The organism is Vibrio sp. 2130-1 (assembly GCF_033339515.1).
The window spans coordinates 130,086-153,495 of the sequence record NZ_JAWOUT010000013.1 but is presented as its reverse complement, the minus strand read 5'-3'; the positions used below and the strand labels follow the sequence as shown (position 1 = coordinate 153,495).

Sequence of the window (23,410 nt, the reverse complement as noted above, 5' to 3'; positions counted from 1 at the left end):
ATGAGTAGTTTTACAGGCAAAGCCGAAACGGATGATAACCACCTACTGAAGTAGGTGGTTTAGGGCTGAAAATAAAATGAACAAAACCATTCTTGCGTTACTCGTTACCTGCTCAGTTTCGGTATCTGCGGCTCCTTATGTAGGTCTGGAATATGGACTAGGCACCACTGACCATGACTTGGAACCTCACTTTTCAGCTGAAAATGTAACACTTAACCCAGAACTTGAGGATGGTATTTTCTCAGGTTTTATCGGTTACTCGTTTAATGACAATTGGGCAATTGAGTTAGGTTACAGCCAGTTTGACCTTGATGACGGCCGTTCTAAGAACCTTGGTATCAAGACAATTGATGGCAAAGATTACCATCATGAAATAGATTGGGATTCCTCTATCACAGCCAAACAAGTCTCGCTAGCACCAGTGTTTAGCTATGCATTAAGCGATAAATGGACAACAAAATTCAAAGCGGGTTTAACTTACACGCAATATGACGCCAAGGTTGCTCAACATCAAGAATATGAGCTTGTCGCGAATGACGATGTGGAAATAAGCAACACGCTTTTCCATAGCTCGGAGAAAAGCAACGAGTTAGGCGCAATGTTCTCTGTGGGCGCGGAATACCAAGTGTTGCCAAAGCTCACCATTGGCGCAAACGCTAAATACCAACTAGACAGCTACGCAAACACTGCATCCTTTAACGTAGGCACAACTTATTACTTCTAATATAAGGAGATGATAATGAAAAGAGTATTGTTAACATCCATGCTTGCTCTACTTTCAAGCTCGGCTTTCGCCGCGTTTAATGGTCCAGAAGTCAGTGCAATCAATACGGTGAAAGAGGCGCGCAACGCAACGGACGACAGCGCTGTAGTGCTAACCGGGCATATTGTCCAATCATTTGGTAACGAGACTTACTTGTTCAAAGACAACACTGGTGAGATCGAAGTAGAGATCGACAACGAAGATTGGATGGGTCAAGAGGTGACACCAAAAGATACCGTAATGATTCGAGGAGAGGTTGATTCAGATTGGACAGCTACGCAGATAGACGTTGAGACCATTCAAAAACGTTAAGAAGTTGACTAATACCTCAACAAAAACAACACAGCCACATTTTAGTGGCTGTGTTAAGCAATAATCATGGAAAACGCTCGTTTAGCTAGTCAAGCAAGGACAATCTTGCGGTACGACTAATCGTATACTCTTAGGCTGAACATCAAATCTAATGGTTCTCGAATGATAAGGTTCCCCATCTAAATTAAGAGGCAATGGATTCGGGAAGTCTATCTCCAACCAGCTTGCTTTAGTGTACTTCACAAACTCTCCTTTCTCACTCGGGTTATTGATCTCGTCGATTACTTTAGGCAGCTCATGAGGTAAAAATGGGCGCACCAATGTTAGATCCATCAGCCCATCATTAATCATCGCTTTTGGAGCTAACTCTTGCCCACCTCCAGCAAGGCGCCCATTACAAAACGCACCGAGCAACATTTCTCCCTGATACGCACCACCTTCAATCGTTATTGTTCCGTCATATGGTTTAAAGCCAAGTGCTTTTACAACACCAGTTAGCGTGTAAGCTCCGCCGCCAAGAAAGTTTTTGAGTTCAACAGGCGTTTCTGCTGTAACTTCTGCGCCAAACCCTGCTGTTGCCACGTTAATAAAGCAGCGATCGTTCGCTTTGACGCAATCGACCAAAGCGGACTGCCCCTCAACAGCAAGAGATAAAGACGCCTTAATGGAATTAGGTACTTGAATAGCGGTAGCAAAGTCATTGGCGGTACCAAGGGGAATAATGGCTAACTCAGGGCGTTTTTCTTCGTCAATTTGAATAATCGCAGAAGCCGCCTCATTGACGGTCCCATCGCCACCAGCGACAACAATACGTTCAATGCCTTCATCAACCGCTTCTTTCACTAGCCGCGGCATGTCTTGAGATTCCCACGTCACACGCACCTGTACGTCGATGCCTTTTTCTCTCATTTTCATGATTGCATCTCTTAACTCTGAATTCCCAGCTTTTTTTCCGTTAAGGATGGCACGTATTGTCTTTTTCATTGCACTTCCTATTGGTTGATGACTTTTCCTGCTTGCTTAATCTGTGAACGCAACCACTGATGGGCGCTGTCGTTTGTGCGACTAGGATGCCAGATTGTACAAAGCTCATACATTTGTTCATCAAATGGCATTGATAAAGATTTAACATGATAGGTGTTATTGAACAAGTTGATCATCGACTCTGGCATTAAACCAATGTATTCACTACCACAAATAATTGGGAGCATTTCTAGTACGCCTGAGGCTCGATACTTAATCTTTCTCTTATCCAAGTCGACAATGTCATCGGCGTTTAACAAGCTCTTACGACTCTGCCACTGCGAAACCACTACGTGTTCTTCTTCAAAAAATTGTTCAGCCGTAATCTCGTCATTCAGGCGTGGATGCGCTTCGCTACATACCACCACCAAACGCTCCGTAAGTACAGTTTCCAGTTTTAGCACCGTTCTTGCTCTTGGTGTGATATCAATGATCAAATCGTATCGTTGTAACCGCAGATCACTTTCAAAATCTTCCGTAAAAAGCGGATGTACTTCTAATGCAACATTTGGTGCCGACACACGGATTTGTTTCATGACTTGAGGTAGCAACTCAAAGCTTGCAACGGACACACAGGCAATAGAAAACACTCTATTCGACACTTTAGGGTCAAACTCACTAGAGGCCGATAATGTCGAAGTGAAATTTTGTACTGAAGCTAGAAGAGCAGGATAAATATCCATCGCAAACGAGGTAGGCTCGACACCTTTAACGCAACGATGAAACAATGGATCATCGTAGATATCACGTAGCCTTGCTAGCGCTTTACTCACCGCAGGCTGGGTGATGTTTAAGCGCGCCGCCGCCCGAGACAAGTTACGCTCTTCATAGATGGCAGTGAAAATGGGGATAAGATTAAGGTCGGTCGGTTTCATGCTATTAAATTTTTCAAAAGTCACTTTCTCTATTTTAATCTAACAGCATGATCCTTCACGTAGCCAAGTGCAATAAATGGGCGGTATCGCTTGTTTTAATGAGTTTTAACTCAATTTTGACGCACTTCATTCACTATATAAACTGGCACCGTAGTGCAACGTAAAGCTTGGATTAGGCTTTGCCTAAGTAAGGGGTAAGAAACTCGCTGACTTCCTCGCCGCATAAACCAATTTCTACCTCAATACCGGCTTGTTTTAGAATATCGATACCTCGACCACTGTTGCGCGGATCTGGGTCCAACATGGCTACGACGACTTTGCCAATACCGGATTTCACTAATGTCACCGCGCAAGCTGGCGTGCGACCTACAAACGAACACGGTTCGAGCGTAACGTATGCCGTCACCGATTCTAACGAGCCTTGATATGCATTCAGCGCTTCTACTTCCGCGTGGTTGCCACCAATAGCTTGAGTATGACCTTCTGAAACGATTTGATTGTCTTTCACTAACACGCAGCCAACCGGCGGGTTGGGTTGACATTCAGGAAGCGCATTTTTGGACACTTCCAATGCGCGGCGCATAAACTCTTGGCTCATTTGAACTCTATTCTCTAATAAAAACGAGGCGCTATATTAGCGCCCCGTTTTATTCATTGCCATCTCTTCCAATGACTTTGTCCAGTTCTGGTAACGCTCGTGGAATACGGAATTTAAAGCGTTGTTGTTTGGTCTGGATCTTGCGCCACATCGACTTCATTAAATGAGCGCTATTTTCACCATTTTGCATTCGCGACGCACTTTTTTGCCACGATTCACTCGAATCGGCTTTGGTCATTTCCAGCTCTGCCGTATTTAAACGCAATTGTTTGTACAATACGGTCCTTGCTTCAGACCAACGTTTAGCCTTTAACAAACGGTGGAACGTCAACCATGCTGGTGTCGGTCTGTTGCGGTAGTAACGTTTAATGGCTACCAATGAAACAGTCACAAAACCCAACAATACAAGCGTGGAAACAATCCATGCAAAATACGTTTTGATGAAGGATTTCAACGTGTGCTTCGCGGCAAATGTTTTGCCCTCTAACACCACCGTTTCCACTTGCTGAGTCTTACTGTTCCACCAACGGAACTCATAATCTGGCAGGGTTAATTCACCACCTTGTTGAATCACATACACGCTCTCTTCTGTGCGTGTTGACTGGTAATCACCACGAGTTTGCGTATCCGTAAGACGGTGCGGTTGAGGATACGCTTGGTAACGGGTTGTTGATTCTCCTTTCAGCAAGTCTGGTAACAACACAGAAAGTGAATCTTGAGCTGAAATAGTGATTTTACGCGTGATTGCATCCCCAACTTTGAGTGACTCAGTGGAGGTTTCCCACTCTTGCTTTACCTCTACATCTGTTGCAGAAAACCAAGGTGTCTCACCACTCAGCAGGCCCGATGGCAATACGGTTTTGAACTTAATCGGCTGCGTGTAAAGTGTGCCTGACACCTTCTCGCCGTCCGGCGCAGACACCTGAACGCCCACTGCGACAGGTGGAATCACAAAATCACCAGAAGCTTGAGGATACAAAGTCACTTCCCAGCGTTGACGCGACCAAGTTTGTCCCTCTTTTTGCTCAGTAAAGTTGGTTGCTAGTTGATTACGCTGTTTGGCGATAACATTGGGTATTTCAATATTGCCAATTCTCGTACCACCCGTAAACCAACGCGGCGTTGCCACTTCGATGGTTAAAATAACTTGCTCATTGACGCTAAAACTTGGTGTTTTCCTCTTCTCTCCAGCCATTGGTTGTTTACCAACCCACGCTTGTAACTCAACTCCATGCTTTCGTTGAACGTCACGAATATCTTGAGCCAACACACTACTGCTCAGGAGGAAGCCGAAACAGATAACTAACCACAAGGGTAAAGCAAAGTGCGTAAAACGGTGGCTTTTCATCATTGCACCGCCTCCTCTGTATTTTCGTTCGCAGTAGAGGTTGATTCTCCGGTTTCTATTGAACGCAATTGAATCTGAAACTTCGCATTTAAGAAGTATTTAGGATCCGCTTCGACTCGCTTTAACCATTTGTCGGCTAATTCTTGGCTACCTAAGATGTCGTCTGCACTTAACGTTTCTTTAATCATCAACTCCGCTGACGTTTTTTCATCCGCCCCTTCTGCGGTTTGAGGGTTATCGCCTAGCTCGGTTGATGCTTCTTGCTCCGTTCCTGCCTGACTCTCACTCATCCGGTTGATGTCCTCTACAATACCACCAATCACTTTCAAGTTATGCTCAACATCCGGTCTTAGCCTCTCGCTCAACGTTGGCTTGTTGGCTAGGGATTTTAACAAGTCACGTGCAGCCAAATATTCACGCTGACGCGCCAATGCACTCGCCGCATTATAAAGACCGTAATCTCGAACCTCTTCGGACGGGTCGTTTTGCATTTCCAAAAACGCACTGTGCGCGAGCTCAAACTCGCTAGCGTAGTAGTACGCCGTGCCTTTGCGTAATGGATCGACAAAGTGTTTTGCAGCTTCTAAATACGCTTGTTGGTTGAACAAACGCTGTCCTTGTTGGTCTGGCGTCAGCCACAAATCCCACCACCATTGCGCCACCTTGTCGAAGGTCGTCACTTTTTGCACAACTTGTGGCTGCTCGGCTTTAACAGAAATGTTCTCCGCCATTGCACTGGTCGGCATCAACAGTGTACCGCTCACCATCGCAATCACACACCATTGCACTAACCACCCTTTTCTAAACCACAGCATCATGATCAACGCGATTGGAAACAGAAGTTGATAACCCATGTCTTTCCAAGGCATTGAAGATTCGCCATTAAGCTGCATATTGCGCTCAACGTATCGGTTCAGTTGCTCGATATCACTGTTATCGACGGTCACTTCCATTAATCGACCGTTGGTCTGGCTGGCCAGTTTTTGTAGAGAATCCAAATCCATTGGGTTGTTACTCACAATGTCAGCGTTCCCTGTCGCAAGAATTAACAGTTGATAAGGTTTGCCCGAGAAATACGCTTGGTATTGCTCAATCGTGGCAGGATTAACGCCATCACTCACCAACAGAACGGTAGAGCCTGGTTGACCTTGCAATTGTTGGTCAATTAATGGCAAGGCTTTTTCGGCAAGCTTACCTTGCACGGGCATAATTTCTGGCGTAATGGCCGCCAAAAACGGGTCAAATACTTTGCTGTCTTGAGTTATAGGCATCGCGACATGAGCACTGCCCGCGAACACGACTAAACCCGTTTTTCCGCCTTTTCGCGCGGCTAGCAAATCGCGTATTTTCTGTTTGGAACGCTCAAGGCGGCTTGGTGGGAGATCTTTTTGCAGCATCGAGTCGCTGTTATCAAGCACCACAAGCATAGAGGCTTTATCTTCGCCAAAGGGAGAAGATTCTCGTTGCCATGTTGGGCCTGCACAAATCACAATGGCGATGAACACAATCAGCATCAAGAGCTTAAGCGGCAGTTGCTTACGCCAGCCTCGCTCACCTATCGTCAAAGCATTGCGTAAATGTTCGGGCAGAATATCCTTCCAGCTTGGCTTGCTTTCTTCTCGCCAGCGTAACCACACCAAGAAAAACATGGGTACCAAAGCCAGTAACCACAGTGGTCGAATAAAATGAAACTGCGTAAAGAATTGCGTCCAACTAAGAGAATCAAACATCGCTCTCTCCTAATGATGATCGTGTAACAGCCTTTCTTTTGAGTGTTGCGACGCTGAACGCGAGCAAATGCATGATGACCACTAACGCCATCAAGTAATGATGAAGGCTTTGTTTTGGGCGGTATGTAGTGCTTTCGTAAAGTTGAGGTTCCAGTTTGCCAATTTCGTCGTAGGCAGCCGATAGTTCATCACGGTTGAGTGCTTTAAACGCTTCACCGCCGGATTCTTTCGCAATGCGATGAATCGTCTCCATATCCAACGCGGTTTCACCTATCGTTTCCGGATCGCCCATCGCAATGACGTGTACTCTCACGCCTTTGGCTTTCGCCACTTTCGCCGCATCAATCGGTTCAACAAAACTGCCCGTGTCGTTACCATCGGTTAATACAATCGCGACTTTTTCACGGTTTTGGTCTTGTTCTAAAGCACCACGCGACTTATCGCTTTGCTCAAAAACTTTAATCGCTAAGCCAATCGCATCACCAAGATGGGTACTCTGCCCTGCCATTGCCACATCGGTTTGGTTAAGCAGTTCGAGCCACACTTTTTGGTCTGCGGTAAATGGCGTTTGCACGAAAGCAGCATCACCAAAAAGCACCAAGCCTAATCGGTCACCTTTACGAGACTGAACAAACTCCGACAGCACTTCTTTTGCCGCATCAAGACGAGAAATTTTTTCGCCTGTACGTGAGGTGAAATCTGGCTCGGCCATGGAGCCCGAAAGATCCACCACCACCATCACATCGCGACCTAAACTCTCGCGAACTTGAGGCTCGCCTAACACGGTGGGTTTTGCCATCGCACACACCACCAAAAGCCATGAGAGAATTAACGTTGCTCGTTGCCACCAACTCGGGGTCAACTGGCTTGCACCTTCTGATGGCGTCTCGCCAATCGCTTCCACCAGCTGACTAAAAAACGGCACTTTGATCGCCATTTGCTTAGTGCGATATGCAGGCACCAAGTAGTACACCACCAACGGCAAGGGCAAAACCAGAAACCACATTGGGTGAGCAAATTCAAAACCAGACAAACCAGTTATCGATGCAAGAAGATCATTCATGTTGACCTCCCTGATGTGCTTTGCGTTTCAATCGTGGTGATTTCTTTGCCGCGCTTTTTTGAGCATCACCACGGTGTTCACTCACCCAGTTTTTCGCACGAGCAATTAGCGTTACACGATCTTCGTTGGTTAGCGTAACGCTTGGGTCGACAATACTTTGTAGCCAGCGCTTTGAAAGCTCATCGTTAAAGACCACAAGCGAGTTTGCTTGAGAATCTTCGGTTTGCGGATACAGCGCATCGAGCTTGCGCAGAAAGGCGGTATCAAACAATTTCGCGTTGCGGCTATCAATATGAATCAGCACTACTTTAAGCACAGAGAACAATACTTTTGGCATGTCTTTGTCGCTCGATTTGATTTGCGAAATCGCCATTAGAGCTTCTTTTCGGTAACGATTATGCCACCATTGCCGAGCCAATCGATATGCGAAATATACCAATGCAATGAGCACAACCGCCGCTAAAATTTTCCAGCCAATAGTTTGCGGGTACCAACTCACGCTGGGTGGTACAGCCACATCATGCAGCTCTCTGAGTATGTAGGTACTCGGAGGCGTAGGAAGATCACTCATTTAACGCCCTCCTACCAGTTTTTGGAATTGTTTAATGTGCTCACCTGTCGTATCGAGTTCGATGTGCGGAAGGTGTTTCATCGCCATAAGTTGAGAGAGTGATTGACGCTGTAAGCTAGTTCGAGCCTCAAGCTTTGCGCTCGCAACTTCTACCTTTGCTTTGCTGTCTAAGTTGAGTTGATACTGCCCATCACCAACCACCCATTTCGATTTTGCCAAATCGTCTGGTAACGTTTGTTCTAATGGGTCACTAACCATCACTGCGAGAACATCATTGTGCTGTTGCAGCTGTTTAAGGTGATCAAGATGGTGCTCCTCGCAGTCGCTCCAGTCGCTGATAAAAATCAAAGTGGATTGCTTGAGCTTCATGCGTTTAATAAGCTCAATCCATTGACTGAACGTTACTTTTTCGGAATTGCGGGAGTCCACATTGAGCGATTGATTGGCTTTAGCGAGACGTTTAAGTTGCGCCAGAAGATCGTTTTGCGAACGCTGTGCCTTGCTGTGAAACAACGCCTGCTGGGATGCGATGACAAAACCGACTCGGTCGCCATCTTTTAATACTCGCCACCCACACATCGCTGCGATCTCTGCCGCGACAACTGATTTCATTACTTGCGTCGAAGCAAAAAACATTGTGCTTCTCTGGTCGACACACACGATTACGTTGCGATCTTTTTCTTCTGTATAACTGCGTACATGCGGCTTACCCGTACGCATCGTAACTTTCCAATCAAGGTTACGAATATCGTCACCCAATTGGTAATGGCGCAGCTCTTCGAAGTTCAATCCACGACCGCGAAACAACGAATTGTGTCGGCCAGAGAGTACGCTACCCGCCTTTAGGTGAGGAAGTAAACTGAATGATCCTGCTTGTGCTTGCAGACGTACTAAACGAGCGTAATCGCAGTACAAGCGGGGATCCATCCCCTGTGATTTTGGCGCAAGAGTTGGCTTAGCCATAATGCCTCCCACTTACCCAATTTCTACACAATCTAGCAGCTCTTGTACGACTCGTTGGTGATCGACTCCGTCTGCTAGTGCGTCGTAGGTCAAAGAAAAACGGTGGCCCAATACAGACGGAACCATGGCACGCACATCGTCAGGAGTCACATGGTCACGTCCTTGCATCCACGCATACGCACGAGCGCATTTGTCGAGTGCGATGGAAGCACGAGGACTAGAGCCAATCTCAATCCATTTTGCTAAGTTTGAATCGGCATAACGCTCTGGCTTACGAGTCGCCATCACTAACGCAACGATGTAGTTTTCCACTAGGTCCGATACCACGATGTTTGGTAACTGACGGCGCGCTTCTAGCACCACGTCTGGCTCGATGTGTTTTGGCGTAATAATTTCGCTGCTGGTTTCCGCACCCAATTCTTCACTGCGCACCAAACGAATGATGTCACGTTCGGCGTCATCTTCTGGATAATCGACGGTAACCTTCATGATAAAGCGGTCCATTTGCGCTTCTGGCAGCGGGTACGTGCCCTCTTGCTCTACAGGGTTTTGCGTTGCAAGCACCATAAATAAGTCTGGCAATACGTGAGTTTTATCGCCTACCGTGATTGTGCCTTCGGCCATGGCTTCAAGTAGTGCCGCTTGTACTTTGGCTGGTGCACGGTTGACCTCATCAGCAAGTACAATGCTGTTAAAAATTGGCCCTGGTTGAAAGTGGAGTTGCGGCTTACCTTCCAGCTCTTGATAAACCTCAGTGCCCGTCACGTCAGATGGTAAAAGATCCGGCGTAAACTGGATTCGACCAAAACTGGTGTTTAACAAGTTCGCCAACGATTTTACGGAACGTGTTTTTGCCGTTCCCGGTAAACCTTCTAGTAGAATATGCCCATTTGTTAATAACCCGATGACTAAAGCTCGAACCACGTGGCTTTGTCCAATGACGCTTTTTTCTGTTTGTTCGATGAGTTCTTTTATCGCTTGTTGTGCGTGGTTCATAGGATACCTTTTCAATGGTTTAAGCCGTCTTTTCGATAGTTAAGTATAAGAACAAATGAAATAACTTAAGGTTATATTCACTATGTTATCTTTGCGGTTCTTGAGATTGGAGAAGCTGTGCAAGACCAACCAACATCGGTAACGCATAATCAAAGAACATTTTGATTCCCGAACACAAATAGTTTAGACCACTCTCACCATTCGGCGTTTTGATCAAACGGTTTTTTGGGCACTCACCCCAACAATAAGGCAAGTAAGGGCATTGCTTACAATACGTCGGCAATGAATCGCGTTTTGCCATGCCAAAAGTATATTGTCTTGTAGAGAAGGCCATTTCATTCAGTGAGTGTTCATGAATGTTGGCGAGTTTGTATTCTGGATACACATAGTGGTCGCAACTGAACACATCGCCATTGTGCTCAATCGCCAACCCTTTGCCACAAAACTCCGCCGTCACGCAAAGCTGAGACGGTTTCCCCATTACTTGCGCCACCGCGGTTTCAAACAGATTAACCAGCACACGGCCAAGATCGTTATTCACCCACTCTTCAAAGGTCGCCATTAAAAAGCGTCCCCAGTCTTCAGGGTCGACTGACCAATCCGTTACAATCGACATTGGATGCCCCGGTTTAGCCAGATCACTGCCTTTGGTTGGGATCATCTGTTCGTTCCAAAACTGCGGCGCGGTTGTTTGGAAGTTGTTGGCTTCTACCACTGGCGCAAACTGAATATAAGTCACACCCAATTCTTGGGTTAAAAATCGATATACTTCGAGCGGGTATTTCGCATTGTGACGATTCACCGTGACCAACGCGTTGAATTTCACGCCATGCGCTTTGAGCTTATCTACCGCTTTCATCACGAGATCAAACGTTGGCTTACCGCTGCGGGTTTTGCGATATTTGTCGTGCAGCTCTCGTGGTCCATCAATCGACAAGCCAACTAGGAAGTTGTGCTCTTTTAAAAACGCACACCACTCATCGTTTAGCAAAATGCCGTTGGTCTGAAGGTCGTTTTCAATGCGAACGCCTTTCGGCTGATATTTCTTTTGCAAAGCTACGACATTGCGGAAATAGTCCAACCCAAGCAGCGTCGGCTCCCCGCCCTGCCATGAGAATACAATTTCTTCGCCATCCTGACTTTCGATATAGCTTTTCACGAACGCTTCCAGTGTTGCGTCGTCCATTTTTGGCTGCTTTTCTTGGTGCAGTAGATTTTCTTTATGCAGATAAAAGCAGTACTGACAATCGATGTTGCACTTTGCTCCGCCTGGCTTTGCCATCACATGGAATCGACGGTCATACGCGCCCAGAACAGGCGCTTTAGACGCCGTTTTAAGAGGAACAATAGGCATAGTAGTAGAATGGCGAGGGGAAATCTTACTCATACGTTTCTCACTATTACATATACCCAAATAACCTCGTGAGCGCTGTACAGCAAAAGTGAAGCTATTTGGGTATATAGCGCTCCAAAAAGCGCTATATAATCTTAATTTACTTAGAAGACTTAGGTACGAACGAACCTGCTTCCATACGAGGCGGGAATTCTTTGAATGTACCCATCACCTCTTTCACTGTATCCATTGCTGGCATCATTAAGAATGAACGCTCGTACATCCAACGAGAATAACCCATGCCTTGATCGCCTCGTTCAAATGGATCAATGCTCAAGTCAAAGATCAGTGGCACACGAAGTTTAGTGAACGGCTTACGCCATACATCCATACCCGTTTCATTCTCTTGAATCATAAAGTGGAACTTGTACTTTCCTTGGCGCAATGCCACAAGATCGCCGTCGTCGCTCCAGTAAACGAACTCATTTCGTGCGGATTTGTCTGACTTACCCGTTAAATATGGCAGTTGGTTGTAACCGTCTAGGTGAACTTTGTAGTCCATATCGCCAACTTTTTTGCCTTTTAGCAGTTCGTCTTTAACTTTGGTATCACCTGCCGCAGCAACTAGTGTCGGGAAAAAGTCCTCTAATGACATCATGCCGTTGAATGTTTTACCTGCCTCAATTTTTCCAGGCCATTTAATCAACATTGGCACACGGAAACTCCCTTCCCAGCCAGTGTTTTTCTCTGAGCGGAACGGTGTCATCCCTGCATCCGGCCACAAATCAACCATAGGGCCGTTGTCAGTGGTGTAAACAATGATTGTATTGTCATCCACACCTAACTCTTTGATCTTGTTAAGTAGCTGACCGATTTGGTCATCGTGCTGCTTAACACCATCCGCGTAGAAACCGGCACCTGTTTTACCTTGGTATTCTTCAGGAACATGTGTGAAGTTGTGCATGCGAGTGGTGTTAAACCAAGTAAAGAACGGCTTGTCCGCTTTTACTTGTTTTTCTATGAAGCTTTCTGCGGCATCAAGAAACTCACCATCAACATTTTCCATACGCTTACGCGTAAGTGGACCGGTATCTTCGATTTTGCCGTCAGCGTAAGAATGGATAACGCCACGAGGGCCAAATTTCTTCTTGAACTCCGGATCTTTAGGGTAATCCACGTTCTCTGGCTCTTCTTCTGCGTTCAAGTGGTATAGGTTGCCGAAGAATTCATCAAAACCGTGGTTGGTAGGAAGATGCTCGTCTCGGTCACCTAAATGGTTCTTACCAAATTGTCCGGTTGCGTAACCCATTTGCTTAAGCACGGTTGCAATCGTCGGATCTTTTTCCGAGATACCTTCCGGAGCGCCTGGTAAGCCCACTTTTGATAGACCTGTACGTTTTGGCATTTGACCAGTGATGAATGCAGAACGGCCTGCTGTCGAGCTTTGCTGTGCGTAGAAGTTAGTGAACTTCGCACCCTCTTTAGCAATGCTATCGATGTTTGGCGTGTTGTACGCCATCATGCCTTGGTTGTAGGTACTAAGGTTCCAGTAACCAACATCATCACCAAAGATGACAAGAATGTTGGGTTTGTCCGCTGCATGTGCAACTGCAGATGCAGCGCCCAAAGCTAACGTACATGCGTTAAGTACGAGTTTTTTACTGCTCGTTTTGGTCGCATTTTTCATATTATCTCCAAGAGTTCGCTAGTGCGTAAAAAATGGTATTCGCTTTTCAATACCATTGTTGATATAAGATAAAGCACTAATTTCAGGCGATAAATGCAGTCAAAATTAGTTAACCTATAAATTAAATTTATGAGTGACGTTATGGACTTGAATTTGATCCAAACTTTTCTTGTTGTTGCGGAGTTTCAATCTTATACAAAAGCCGCGGAACAATTAGGGCTTACACAACCTGCTGTGAGCGCTGCAATAAAGCGTTTAGAGCAAGTCGTAGATAAGCAGTTATTCGTTAAAAAAGGACGAGGGATCGCACTAACCTCCACCGCTTATCAATTACTGCCGCAATTCCAGCAAGCGGTTAATATTATTGACAATGCGATATCTGATAAAAATCATTTTGAAGTGTGTTGTTCGGAAATTTTGTTGCACATTATGGACCCGATAAAGAACACTATTTTTTATGAATCACCACCCGAAAAATTCCTATTATTTGAGCTGTTAAGACAACAAAAAGTCGATCTAGTAATCGATACGGTGATCACGAAAGATGCAGCGTTTATTATTGAAGATGCCTATGAGGAAGAAGCCGTGGTTATCTGTCGTGAGAACCATCCCCGTGTACACGGCACGCTCACAAAAGAGCAATTTTATGAGGAAACTCACTGTTTATTTTCAGGAAAATGGAACAACATGTCGGGGTTCGAGCAACTAGCAAAGGAAACAATTCAAGAAAGAAAAGTCGACTTGATCACATCTTCGCTAGCGGGCATGGCGCTGTATGTCGCCCAAAGAGACAGTTTAGGGATCGTGTCTCAATCTTTTGCAAACAAGTGGAGCAAAGCGCTCAAACTTCAAATTTTGCCCTGCCCCATTTCGATACGCTCTATCCCTTACAAGTTCGTCTACCATAAGCGAGAGGTAAACAACCCAGCCCACATCGCTCTACGTGAAAAAATCAAAGCCAACTTAACGGCAGCCCACTACGAACCAATTTGTTTATAACTCTTGTCAATTGAAGCGTTAGGCGTTTTCGTCATCAAGCTTTCTACAAACCTGAATAGATAGAATTTTACAGATAAAAAAGAGGCTCATTTTAATGAGCCTCTTTCTATATGTGATACTTCACTTAGCTTTTCCTACTTATTTGGGTTCTCTTTTAGTTTCTCCATCACTTGATCGAGCGAGAAGCTTGCTGCTTTTTGCCTTGGTGGGAACTCTTTAAACGTTTCAAGGAATCTGCCTACGTAAGCTTGCGCAGGAACAAGCATGTAAGCACGGTCTAGCATCCAATCGTAGTAAGTGTTAGAAGTGATATCAGCCACTTCGTAAGGATCCATACGCAAGTTGAAGATCTTAGGAACACGAAGTGTGGTGAATGGTTCAGCCCAAATACGCAACGTACCTTTTGCTCGTTGCTCCATAAAGACCAGCTTCCATTTGTTATAGCGAAGTGCAGTTAAGTCTCCATCATCTGAGAAGTAAAAAATTTCTTCTCGTGGGGCCTTATCCTCTTTACCAGTCAAATATGGTAGGAAGTTATAGCCGTCTAGGTGAACTTTGAATTTCTTACCATTCGCACTATAACCTTTGAGCAATTTCTCTTTGATATTGTCATCACCCGCGGCAGCAACGAACGTTGGCATCCAGTCCATGTGATGCATGATATCATTCGAAACAGAGCCAGCTTTAATTTTACCCGGCCAACGTACCATCGCAGGAACTCGGTACGCACCTTCCCAGTTGGTATTTTTCTCTCCACGGAATGGCGTTGTACCTGCATCTGGCCACGAGTTCATGTGTGGGCCATTATCGGTGGAGTAAAAGACGATTGTGTTGTCTTTAATACCCAAATCATCCACTTTTTTCAGTAGCTGACCTACATGGTTATCATGCTCGACCATACCATCTGCATACTCGCTGATACCTGTTTTTCCAGAGTTCTCTTCTTTCACATGAGTACGGAAGTGCATACGAGTTGCGTTCCACCAGACAAAGAAAGGTTTTTCAGCCTTGACGGCACGATCCATAAAGTCGAGTGCCGCATCTAACGTCTCTTCATCCACGGTTTCCATGCGCTTGCGAGTTAGAGGTCCTGTATCCTCAATTTTGCCATCAGCGTACGAACGGATAACGCCGCGCGGACCGAACTTTTTACGAAACTCAGGATCTTTAGGATAATCGACGTTTTCTGGCTCCTCCTCGGCGTTCAAGTGATAAAGGTTGCCAAAAAATTCATCGAAGCCGTGATTAGTAGGAAGGTGCTCATCTTTATCACCTAAGTGGTTTTTACCAAATTGCCCTGTCATATAGCCCATCGGCTTCAGCATTTCGGCAATGGTTGCGTCCTCTTCCTTCAAGCCAAGATCAGCACCTGGAAGCCCCACTTTACTCAAACCTGTTCTAAGAACGGTTTGGCCCGTAATGAAAGTAGAACGGCCCGCTGTACAAGATTGCTCACCGTAATAGTCAGTGAACATCATGCCTTCTTTGGCGATACTATCTATATTTGGTGTTTTGTACCCCATCAAGCCAAACGTGTAAGCACTGAGATTGGACTGGCCAATATCATCACCCCAAATGACGAGAATATTTGGTTTCTCTGCTGCGATACTGCTACTTGTCGCACCGATTAAAGCGGCGGCAAGAATCGCTAATCGGCGTTTAACGCCATATTTCGCTGTCATATAAACCTCTGTGTGTATTAGAAAAGTGCTTCCTGCAACAGAATGTATAGTTCACAAATAGCGGATAAGCGAATTTACTAAATGAGAATTCTTTCTATCTTTGCCTAACATTACACCGTTATTTGTAGCTAATACGCACTCCAATAGCACTTTAGTTCAGAGCGCCATCGCACCATTCATCACTACTGGTAATCTCAAGTATTAAGATTGTCTACGCATATCACAGTGCTCATAAAGTACCTGATTGCTTTTACATAAATATTAATGATAATACGTTTTACTACTATTAATAATTAAGGTACCCGTGTGCTTGACTCCAAGGTTTCAAATGGAAAAACTTCCCAATGCCAACACAACGGCGTTCACCATAATGATGAAGAGCTATTACTAGATAAGCGCACTCACTCTGTGGTACTCAATTACTTGCCAAACAAGAAATCTGTTCAGTTAACAAGCATTCAATTTAAGCTGCTGCAAACTCTCACTCACCATCAAGATCAAGTACTTAGTAAGCCTTTTCTTTACGAAACAGTACTAAAACGTGAATTTACTGAACATGATCGAGCACTCGATATGCACATGAGCAGAATGAGAAAGCGTCTAGTTCACGAAGGCGTTCCAACAGACAGAATTCAGACAGTCCACCGCCAGGGTTACATTTTCAAGCGCTCAGACAATCAACAGAAAAATTAACGCTAATTGGCCCAACTTTTGGTAATTGACCGCTTATTTTGCTTTAATTAATGCAAATTCGAATCACGTAAAATAACTCAATGAATTTGCGCTTAATTTTTACACTTTGCATTGCTACTTTGTTTGCCGGCTGTGCAACCTATGCTGGTCTTAACTATGACCAACTGTTTGGTCCACAGCTCGTGCGTGAACGCACAGTTGACGTGGAAACCCCTCAAGCAAACTTCTTCCAAAGCGAAGTTAAACCCATTATGGATAACCGCTGTGTCGTCTGCCACGCGTGCTACGATGCACCATGTCAGCTTAAGCTCTCTTCTGTTGAAGGCATTGACCGTGGTGCGAGTAAAGCACTGGTATATGAAGGAACAAGACTCACAGCCGCAGCACCAACACGCTTATTCGAAGATGCAGAAACAACCCAAGAGTGGCGCGATGCGGGTTTTCATCCGGTTCTCAACGAACGTGATCAAAGCATGGCAGCCAACATTGACGCAGGCCTTATCGCACGTTTGCTACAGCAAAAAGAGCGCCACCCATTGCCTGACCAAGTCCAGTTAGAAGGCTTTGACTTTTCGATAGACCGAGAGCAAACCTGTCCGACGATTGAAGAATACGAGCAATACCAAAAGGATAACCCGACCTGGGGAATGCCTTTTGGTATGCCAAACCTATCAAACAGTGAATACCACACACTCATGACTTGGTTGGAAAACGGCGCAATAATGAACGTTCACCAACCTGTTAGTGAGAATGAGCAAGCGCAAATAGATAAGTACGAAACATTACTTAACCACTCCGATTTGAAAAATCAGCTGATGGCTAGGTATATATATGAGCATTTGTTTTTATCCCATCTCTACTTTTCGGAACTCGATGAAGATCCCCGATTCTTCACGCTCGTCCGCTCTGCTACACCACCAGGACAGCCCGTCAAACGTATTTCAACGCGTCGCCCGTACGATGATCCAGGGGTTGAACGTGTGTTTTATCGAATTATTCCAGAGCAAGGGACCATAGTAGATAAAACTCACATGCCATTCGCGTTAAACAAGCAACGCATAGAGAACTGGAAAACTTGGTTTATTGATGCTGATTACATGGTTAGTCAGCTACCGAGTTATGAACCAGAAGTTGCTGCAAACCCGATGACATCATTCATCGACCTTCCAGTGAAATCGCGCTTTAAGTTCATGCTAGATAATGCGCAAAATACAATCATGGCATACATCAAAGGCCCAGTTTGTCGTGGCCAACTGGCATTGAATGTTATCAATGATCGCTTTTGGGTGTTTTTCCTTGATCCAGATAAAGCAGACATCCCAGAAGTAAATGAGTTTTACCGATCTCAGGCTGATAATCTAAAACTACCGGCAGAACAAGAGAGTAACACGCTACCTGTTACCAACTGGGTCAAGTACGCGCGTCAGCAAGCTCGCTACCTAGAGGCTAAATCTGAGTTCACTAATAACTGGTTTAAAGAGGGTGAAAACCTATCCACCGATGTAATTTGGGATGGTAATGGCACCAACCATAATGCGGCATTAACGATATTCCGCCATTTTGATAGTGCTTCTGTTGTTCAAGGGTTAGTTGGTGAGCAGCCTAAAACAGTGTGGATTCTTGACTACGCGTTACTAGAGCGTATCCACTATTTGCTTGTTGCTGGGTTTGACGTTTACGGTAACTTCGGCCACCAGCTCATGACACGAATGTTTATGGACTTCTTGCGTCTAGAAGGCGAAAGTAACTTTATCTCGTTGTTACCCGCCGATATGCGCCATGAACTTCAATCTAGCTGGTATAAAGATCAAAGCCCGCAGTTGAGTGACTTTTTACAACGAAATGTGAAGCCGTTTAACCAACCAACCAGCGTTCAGTATAAGAGTGACGATCCAAAAACGGAGTTGGTGGAGTTGTTGAGCGAACATGTTTCAGATGTGCTTCTGCCTCGCTACGAAATTCAAAACACGGCTCTTTCTGCGAGTAGTGAAAAGCAACTAAAACGTATTGACCAAGTTCGTGGTGAAGGCCTAAAAACCGTTCCGCAAATCACTATGCTTATGGTGAGAAGTCAATCAGGGGAAGATGAACTGTTCACCTTACTTCACAACAATGCACACACAAACATCTCTAGCTTGTTTGATGAAGAAAGTAACCGTGACTTTGCTAACGATGATATGACCATTGTACGCGGCGTTGTGGGAAGCTACCCTGCGGCATTTTTCTCGATCAACGAAAACCAAGTAAAAGATTTTGTCGATCAATTTAGTGCCATCCAAAACGAGTCCGATTACGTTAAGTTATTGGATAATCTTGCGATTCGTAGAAGCTCAGAAAAATTCTGGTCATTTAGCGATCGTTTACACAATTGGTACCGTACAAAACAACCGATCGAATTTGGATTACTTGACTATAATCGTTTTGAGAATCGATGATGATTTAAGGGGGTTCTCATGGGTATCCGAGATAACATTGCCGCTCTTGAACAACAGATTTACGTTGCTTGTTCTGAGGGAGACTACGAAACGGTCAATATGCTTGAGCATCAACTCGAATACTTGCGTGGCAAAGTGGAACATCCTTTTGATGATGACCCTTATGCCCTAGACACTCGATTCGAGTGGGAAGATGACATGACCGAATAGAAAAAACCTCCGGAAAGCCGGAGGTTTTTTTATTTTCAATGCTCGATGGATTACTTCGCCATTAACTCATCGAGAGCTTGAATTGATGCAGACACTTGAGAAACTAAATCATCTTTAGTCGCATTATAGGTATCTAGAGGTTGAGGCGCGGCTTCAATTGCTTGGCAAGCGTTCATTAATGCAGTTAGTCCTAAACTTCCCGCGCTGCCCTTTAATTTATGGGCAAGGTTCTTTACTTCTTTACTATCATTGTCCTCAGCAGACGCTTGCAGTTTGCTTAATACATCAGTGCTGGTGGATCTAAACAGATTAATAATGTGCAACATCTTATCTCTGCCCAAGATTTTCATATCGGACTCAATCACGCTCGGATTAATGATAACCACATCGGGTTCCTTTGTTTTAGGTGCTTGAACGACCTTTAATTGTAGCTCTTGTTCTTGAGGCGAAATTTGATCAAACGGGGTACAGTCGGCATTTTGTGGCAACAACAACGGCTTTCCGTCTAGCGCATCCTGAATCAATGCCGCGAGTGCCTCTTTTGCCAATGGCTTAGGCAAGTATCCGTCAAAACCAGCGGCTAGATAGCGCTCAACTTCTTCCGCAAAAACGTGCGCAGACACTGCAATCATTGGCGTGACGGCAAGCGCTTTATTGGCCGGCTTATCACACTCAATCCGCTTTAAGCGTTGGATCAACTCAGTTCCATCACAATCAGGGAGGTTGATGTCGACCAAAGCGATATCAAAATCTTGTGTGCTGATCAGTTGCTCTGCTTGTGAGCCGTTTTCTGCCATCACGACTTGATGCCCCATGCTTTCTAGAAAACCTTCCGCGACCACTCGGTTGACTTCATTATCTTCTACCAGCAAGACCTTTGCTTTCACTTTGCAACGTGCGGTTGCCACGGTTCCTGTTTCAACAGGTTCGCTTTCCTCTAACGGAATAGAGAACCAGAATCGGCTACCATTTCCCTCTTCGGAATCGACTTCTAAAACACCGCCCATCGCTTCAATGATTCGCTTACTGATAGCAAGTCCAAGCCCCGTGCCTCCAGTTTGGCTCATCCCACCTTCAGCTTGCGTGAAGGCATCAAACAACGTTCTCTGGTATTTTTTGGCAATTCCTATTCCAGTGTCTGATACTTCAAATAGGACTTGCGACTCGTCCTCTGGGTTCAGGCTAACGTAGATATCAATTTCTCCTTCGTCAGTGAACTTAATCGCGTTACCAACAAGATTGTTCAGCACCTGACTGATTCTGGTGACATCCCCTTTCCAGTAGCGACTAACATCACTTTCAATATGGTAGGAGAACAGCAGCTTCTTCTCTTGTGCTCGACTGTTCATTAACTGGAAAGTGTCCTCCACCATTTGGTGTAAATCAAAGCCCATGTGACGAATTTCTAAATGCCCCGCTTCAATCTTGGAGTAATCCAGTACATCATTAAGGATCGCGAGCAACGTTTTACCACTACGATTAATGATTTCCGCATAACGCTTTTGAATTGGGTTGAGGCCTGAGTCAATCAACAAGCGTGCTGTCCCCAACACTCCGTTCATTGGCGTTCTTATCTCATGGCTCATCGTCGCCAAGAATGCCGATTTTGCTCGGCTCGCTTGCTCTGCTTGCTTGCGAGCTTTAGCGTGATTCAAAACCTCTTCATTCAAACGGCGGTTTGCTTGTTTTAACTGCGAAGTGCGCTGCTCAACGAGCTCTTCTAAATGCTCTTTATGCTCCTCAAGCTCTCGCTTGGCTTGAGCTTCACCCTCTGCTACCACTTTTAGTGCTTGCGCGGTATTACGAGCCGTGATGATGGCTTGCCCCATATGCGCCAACTCATCTTTGCCTTTCACTTCCAACTCAACCGCTAAATTACCCTGCGCCACAGACAGCAACGCAGCGGAATATTCAGCTAACCGCTTCACAACAGAAAGGTACACCACACGCCATAAAATCAGCACCAATACAATCAAACCAACAATTGAAATAACAGTTAGAGACCACTGAGCGAATTTCAGTGTGCTGGTCAATTGGTCTACAGCGACGGTAGTGGTTTTGTTTGAATCATCAACCAATTTGTTGACCGTGCCATTAAGCTCTGAGAACAACTCTAATGTCTTTTGCATCAGTTGTTGTGACTGTTCGTTATTCTCGTATTGCTGCATCAGTATAGAAAATACGACCTGACGCTTACCAAGCTCTATGAGCAGTTGGCTCATTTGCTTAGAGCGCGTAGGATCTTCCACAGCGAGTACACGGCGTTGCATGATTTTGAGGTTGCTATCGAAATCACTTTGAACCTGTTGAATTCGCTCAATATTCGTTAATGTCCGAGCCTCTTCAATCTGATTCAACATTTTAAAGGCCAACAAGTGCAGTTCATGCAATCGCTCAGTCAGATCAAGATCGACCTCCACCAGTGCATCTAGCGCCTGATAAACTTGCGATTTTTTATTCGATTCTAATAAGTCATAAATATGCGTGACGTTAGCAACAGCAATGGTGCTTGTATTCTGAACTTGCGTACGAGTTAGTTGTTCTAGCTCTTCACTGAGCAGACGCATTTCTTCAACACGAGTATCTATCTCTTTTGCAAGCCACAGCTTTTTTTCAACCGAAACACCGAGTTCTGCCAAATTGTCGATAACGTTCTGGACGTTATTCTCTAAAGCTTCTAACAATTGAGAATCGAACGACTCACTCCCGAGCTCCTTGATGTGAGTGAGTAAAGACTCGAGCTGTTCGAACAGCACTCGCCCTGACTCCTTTCTTTCCTGCTCGTTTCTTGCGTTCGACAACATTTGTACAGACGAAATAATACGAGTACTCAACTCAGAGACTTGTCTCGCCTCAATCATGGCGGGAATCGCAGAATCCACGACATTTCTTTCGGTTTTGGCAACCAAAGAAAATCCAGACACACCAATAAGTGCCGATAACATGACCAGTATTGCCATCGCAATGAAAGACAACAAAAGTTTACGACCGATGCTTGCAGTTGCTAGCAGCATATTTTCATGACCTTAATGTTCGTGTTCAGCGACATATTACGTTATATTTTGCAGTGTTTACTTAATCTATGCCAACGAACTTCATTTCATGGTTAAAAATCAACACTCATTTCGCACATTTTTCAAACATTCTGCAGCCACTTTAACCCTAGTTGCTTCTTTGCCAGCGGTTGCCGCAGAGAAAATATGTGCAATATACCCTCACCTAAAGGATTCATACTGGTTGTCAGTAAACTATGGAATGGTGTCCGAAGCGAAAAGAGAAGGTGTCGAGCTACGAGTCCTTGAAGCGGGCGGCTACCCAAACAAAACCCGTCAAGAACAACAACTCGCACTGTGTAACCAATGGGGAGCAGATGCGGTTATCCTTGGGACCGTGGACCCACAGGCTTACGAGCATTCACTTAAAAATTGGGTGGGGAATACTCCCGTTTTTGCTACTGTGAACCAACTCGACTTGGATGAAGAACAAAGTGAGTTGCTAAAAGGGACTGTCGGTGTTGACTGGCATTGGATGGGATACGAAGCGGGTCAATATTTGGCCGCTCGCCATCCAAAGGGGTCAGGAAAAACCAACATTGCCTTACTTTTGGGGCCGCGAACTCGTGGTGGTACGAAACCCGTTACTGCCGGATTTTATGAAGCGATACAAGGAAGTGATATCAACATTGTTGACTCATTTTGGGCAGACAACGACAAGGAGTTACAACGTAACCTAGTTCAACGTGTGATCGATATGGGAAATATAGATTACATTGTTGGCAGTGCAGTGGCGATTGAAGCGGCCATCAGTGAGCTGCGCAGTGCCGGCAAAGCTGAGGAGATCGGTTTAGTTTCTGTGTACTTAAGTCATGGTGTATATCGAGGCCTGTTACGTAACAAAGTACTCTTCGCACCAACAGATAAAATGGTGCAGCAAGGTCGGCTTTCCGTGATGCAAGCAACGCATTACTTAAGAGGTGAAGCTTATGACAAACATGCCTCACCAACCATCAAACCACTGACTCCGAAGACGCTTCATGACGACACGATCGAAGAATCGTTATCTCCGTCAGAATATAGGCCGACATTCCGTGTTAAGGCTGTTGATTGAAAGACCAAAAACGTGTTCTATT

The 23,410-nt window shown here is 45.2% G+C and carries 20 protein-coding genes; 7 read left to right on the top strand and 13 right to left on the bottom strand.

Translation table 11 applies throughout. The annotated features are described in order from the left end of the window. The first annotated feature begins 76 nt into the window (after positions 1–76). Positions 77–724: an AcfA family outer membrane beta-barrel protein gene (locus R7Q09_RS18605; protein ID WP_203345390.1), complete on the top strand. Its 648-nt coding sequence runs from the start codon at positions 77–79 to the stop codon at positions 722–724. A gap of 15 nt (positions 725–739) precedes the next feature. Further along, positions 740–1,075: a YgiW/YdeI family stress tolerance OB fold protein gene (locus tag R7Q09_RS18600; RefSeq protein ID WP_203345389.1), complete on the top strand. Its 336-nt coding sequence runs from the start codon at positions 740–742 to the stop codon at positions 1,073–1,075. An 81-nt stretch (positions 1,076–1,156) separates the two neighbouring features. Here the strand turns inward: R7Q09_RS18600 and yegS are convergent, their stop codons facing one another. The 11 genes from yegS to R7Q09_RS18545 form a co-directional block, all read right to left on the bottom strand. Further along, positions 1,157–2,059 carry a lipid kinase YegS gene (gene yegS, locus R7Q09_RS18595; protein WP_213874258.1) on the bottom strand — a complete coding sequence of 301 codons (903 nt, stop codon included), beginning with the start codon at positions 2,057–2,059 and terminating at the stop codon, positions 1,157–1,159. Between the two features lie 8 nt (positions 2,060–2,067). Continuing rightward, positions 2,068–2,973 carry a LysR family transcriptional regulator gene (locus R7Q09_RS18590; protein ID WP_005376541.1) on the bottom strand — a complete coding sequence of 302 codons (906 nt, stop codon included), beginning with the start codon at positions 2,971–2,973 and terminating at the stop codon, positions 2,068–2,070. A 172-nt stretch (positions 2,974–3,145) separates the two neighbouring features. Further along, a complete protein-coding gene (locus tag R7Q09_RS18585; protein WP_318071084.1) occupies positions 3,146–3,571 on the bottom strand; it encodes a bifunctional diaminohydroxyphosphoribosylaminopyrimidine deaminase/5-amino-6-(5-phosphoribosylamino)uracil reductase RibD in 426 nt (141 codons plus the stop codon). Between the two features lie 49 nt (positions 3,572–3,620). Next, on the bottom strand, positions 3,621–4,922 hold the full coding sequence (locus tag R7Q09_RS18580; RefSeq protein ID WP_213968445.1) for a BatD family protein: 1,302 nt from the start codon (positions 4,920–4,922) through the stop codon (positions 3,621–3,623). Continuing rightward, entirely contained in the window at positions 4,919–6,649 is a 1,731-nt protein-coding gene (locus R7Q09_RS18575) for a VWA domain-containing protein (protein ID WP_213972726.1), read from the bottom strand. The genes R7Q09_RS18580 and R7Q09_RS18575 overlap by 4 nt, the downstream gene beginning before the upstream one ends. After that, complete coding sequence (locus R7Q09_RS18570) at positions 6,642–7,712, bottom strand: vWA domain-containing protein (RefSeq protein WP_213972725.1); 1,071 nt, start codon at positions 7,710–7,712, stop codon at positions 6,642–6,644. The genes R7Q09_RS18575 and R7Q09_RS18570 overlap by 8 nt, the downstream gene beginning before the upstream one ends. After that, on the bottom strand, positions 7,705–8,283 hold the full coding sequence (locus R7Q09_RS18565) for a DUF4381 domain-containing protein (RefSeq protein WP_262642904.1): 579 nt from the start codon (positions 8,281–8,283) through the stop codon (positions 7,705–7,707). Before R7Q09_RS18565 ends, R7Q09_RS18570 begins: the two co-directional genes overlap by 8 nt. Further along, positions 8,284–9,246 (bottom strand): DUF58 domain-containing protein, encoded by a 963-nt coding sequence (locus R7Q09_RS18560; RefSeq protein WP_104980597.1) that lies wholly within the window; start codon positions 9,244–9,246, stop codon positions 8,284–8,286. A gap of 12 nt (positions 9,247–9,258) precedes the next feature. Continuing rightward, on the bottom strand, positions 9,259–10,242 hold the full coding sequence (locus R7Q09_RS18555) for an AAA family ATPase (protein ID WP_213972723.1): 984 nt from the start codon (positions 10,240–10,242) through the stop codon (positions 9,259–9,261). Positions 10,243–10,327: 85 nt separating this feature from the next. Then, positions 10,328–11,629: an anaerobic sulfatase maturase gene (locus tag R7Q09_RS18550; protein WP_033906479.1), complete on the bottom strand. Its 1,302-nt coding sequence runs from the start codon at positions 11,627–11,629 to the stop codon at positions 10,328–10,330. A 106-nt stretch (positions 11,630–11,735) separates the two neighbouring features. Continuing rightward, entirely contained in the window at positions 11,736–13,262 is a 1,527-nt protein-coding gene (locus tag R7Q09_RS18545; protein ID WP_017635363.1) for an arylsulfatase, read from the bottom strand. Between the two features lie 141 nt (positions 13,263–13,403). Here R7Q09_RS18545 and R7Q09_RS18540 point away from each other — a divergent pair, with 141 nt between their 5' ends. Then, complete coding sequence (locus R7Q09_RS18540; RefSeq protein ID WP_025767859.1) at positions 13,404–14,261, top strand: LysR family transcriptional regulator; 858 nt, start codon at positions 13,404–13,406, stop codon at positions 14,259–14,261. Between the two features lie 134 nt (positions 14,262–14,395). Here R7Q09_RS18540 and R7Q09_RS18535 read toward each other — a convergent pair whose 3' ends face one another. Next, the gene (locus R7Q09_RS18535) at positions 14,396–15,943 is read right to left on the bottom strand and encodes an arylsulfatase (protein WP_005376560.1); all 1,548 of its coding nucleotides are present in this window, start codon (positions 15,941–15,943) and stop codon (positions 14,396–14,398) included. 306 nt (positions 15,944–16,249) lie between these two features. Here R7Q09_RS18535 and R7Q09_RS18530 point away from each other — a divergent pair, with 306 nt between their 5' ends. The 3 genes from R7Q09_RS18530 to R7Q09_RS18520 all read left to right on the top strand — a co-directional run bounded on the left by R7Q09_RS18530 (position 16,250) and on the right by R7Q09_RS18520 (position 19,281). Then, on the top strand, positions 16,250–16,636 hold the full coding sequence (locus R7Q09_RS18530) for a winged helix-turn-helix domain-containing protein (protein WP_206958800.1): 387 nt from the start codon (positions 16,250–16,252) through the stop codon (positions 16,634–16,636). Between the two features lie 80 nt (positions 16,637–16,716). Beyond that, positions 16,717–19,071 carry a fatty acid cis/trans isomerase gene (locus R7Q09_RS18525; RefSeq protein ID WP_318071083.1) on the top strand — a complete coding sequence of 785 codons (2,355 nt, stop codon included), beginning with the start codon at positions 16,717–16,719 and terminating at the stop codon, positions 19,069–19,071. Positions 19,072–19,089: 18 nt separating this feature from the next. Continuing rightward, positions 19,090–19,281: a hypothetical protein gene (locus R7Q09_RS18520; protein WP_005376565.1), complete on the top strand. Its 192-nt coding sequence runs from the start codon at positions 19,090–19,092 to the stop codon at positions 19,279–19,281. 50 nt (positions 19,282–19,331) lie between these two features. Here R7Q09_RS18520 and torS read toward each other — a convergent pair whose 3' ends face one another. Beyond that, positions 19,332–22,295, bottom strand: a complete 2,964-nt coding sequence (gene torS / locus R7Q09_RS18515) for a TMAO reductase system sensor histidine kinase/response regulator TorS (RefSeq protein ID WP_167416079.1) — start codon at positions 22,293–22,295, stop codon at positions 19,332–19,334. A gap of 43 nt (positions 22,296–22,338) precedes the next feature. Between torS and torT the strand changes: the two genes are divergently transcribed. Continuing rightward, positions 22,339–23,388, top strand: coding sequence for a TMAO reductase system periplasmic protein TorT (torT, locus tag R7Q09_RS18510; RefSeq protein WP_225466754.1), 1,050 nt, complete (start codon positions 22,339–22,341; stop codon positions 23,386–23,388). Positions 23,389–23,410 lie beyond the last annotated feature (22 nt).

What these genes read in the sequence shown, in the direction of transcription:
- R7Q09_RS18605 (WP_203345390.1), top strand. Translation starts at nt 77, where the DNA reads ATGAACAAAACCATTCTTGCGTTACTCGTTACCTGCTCAGTTTCGGTA.
- R7Q09_RS18600 (WP_203345389.1), top strand. Translation starts at nt 740, where the DNA reads ATGAAAAGAGTATTGTTAACATCCATGCTTGCTCTACTTTCAAGCTCG.
- yegS (WP_213874258.1), bottom strand. Translation starts at nt 2,059, where the DNA reads ATGAAAAAGACAATACGTGCCATCCTTAACGGAAAAAAAGCTGGGAAT.
- R7Q09_RS18590 (WP_005376541.1), bottom strand. Translation starts at nt 2,973, where the DNA reads ATGAAACCGACCGACCTTAATCTTATCCCCATTTTCACTGCCATCTAT.
- R7Q09_RS18585 (WP_318071084.1), bottom strand. Translation starts at nt 3,571, where the DNA reads ATGAGCCAAGAGTTTATGCGCCGCGCATTGGAAGTGTCCAAAAATGCG.
- R7Q09_RS18580 (WP_213968445.1), bottom strand. Translation starts at nt 4,922, where the DNA reads ATGATGAAAAGCCACCGTTTTACGCACTTTGCTTTACCCTTGTGGTTA.
- R7Q09_RS18575 (WP_213972726.1), bottom strand. Translation starts at nt 6,649, where the DNA reads ATGTTTGATTCTCTTAGTTGGACGCAATTCTTTACGCAGTTTCATTTT.
- R7Q09_RS18570 (WP_213972725.1), bottom strand. Translation starts at nt 7,712, where the DNA reads ATGAATGATCTTCTTGCATCGATAACTGGTTTGTCTGGTTTTGAATTT.
- R7Q09_RS18565 (WP_262642904.1), bottom strand. Translation starts at nt 8,283, where the DNA reads ATGAGTGATCTTCCTACGCCTCCGAGTACCTACATACTCAGAGAGCTG.
- R7Q09_RS18560 (WP_104980597.1), bottom strand. Translation starts at nt 9,246, where the DNA reads ATGGCTAAGCCAACTCTTGCGCCAAAATCACAGGGGATGGATCCCCGC.
- R7Q09_RS18555 (WP_213972723.1), bottom strand. Translation starts at nt 10,242, where the DNA reads ATGAACCACGCACAACAAGCGATAAAAGAACTCATCGAACAAACAGAA.
- R7Q09_RS18550 (WP_033906479.1), bottom strand. Translation starts at nt 11,629, where the DNA reads ATGAGTAAGATTTCCCCTCGCCATTCTACTACTATGCCTATTGTTCCT.
- R7Q09_RS18545 (WP_017635363.1), bottom strand. Translation starts at nt 13,262, where the DNA reads ATGAAAAATGCGACCAAAACGAGCAGTAAAAAACTCGTACTTAACGCA.
- R7Q09_RS18540 (WP_025767859.1), top strand. Translation starts at nt 13,404, where the DNA reads ATGGACTTGAATTTGATCCAAACTTTTCTTGTTGTTGCGGAGTTTCAA.
- R7Q09_RS18535 (WP_005376560.1), bottom strand. Translation starts at nt 15,943, where the DNA reads ATGACAGCGAAATATGGCGTTAAACGCCGATTAGCGATTCTTGCCGCC.
- R7Q09_RS18525 (WP_318071083.1), top strand. Translation starts at nt 16,717, where the DNA reads ATGAATTTGCGCTTAATTTTTACACTTTGCATTGCTACTTTGTTTGCC.
- R7Q09_RS18520 (WP_005376565.1), top strand. Translation starts at nt 19,090, where the DNA reads ATGGGTATCCGAGATAACATTGCCGCTCTTGAACAACAGATTTACGTT.
- torS (WP_167416079.1), bottom strand. Translation starts at nt 22,295, where the DNA reads ATGCTGCTAGCAACTGCAAGCATCGGTCGTAAACTTTTGTTGTCTTTC.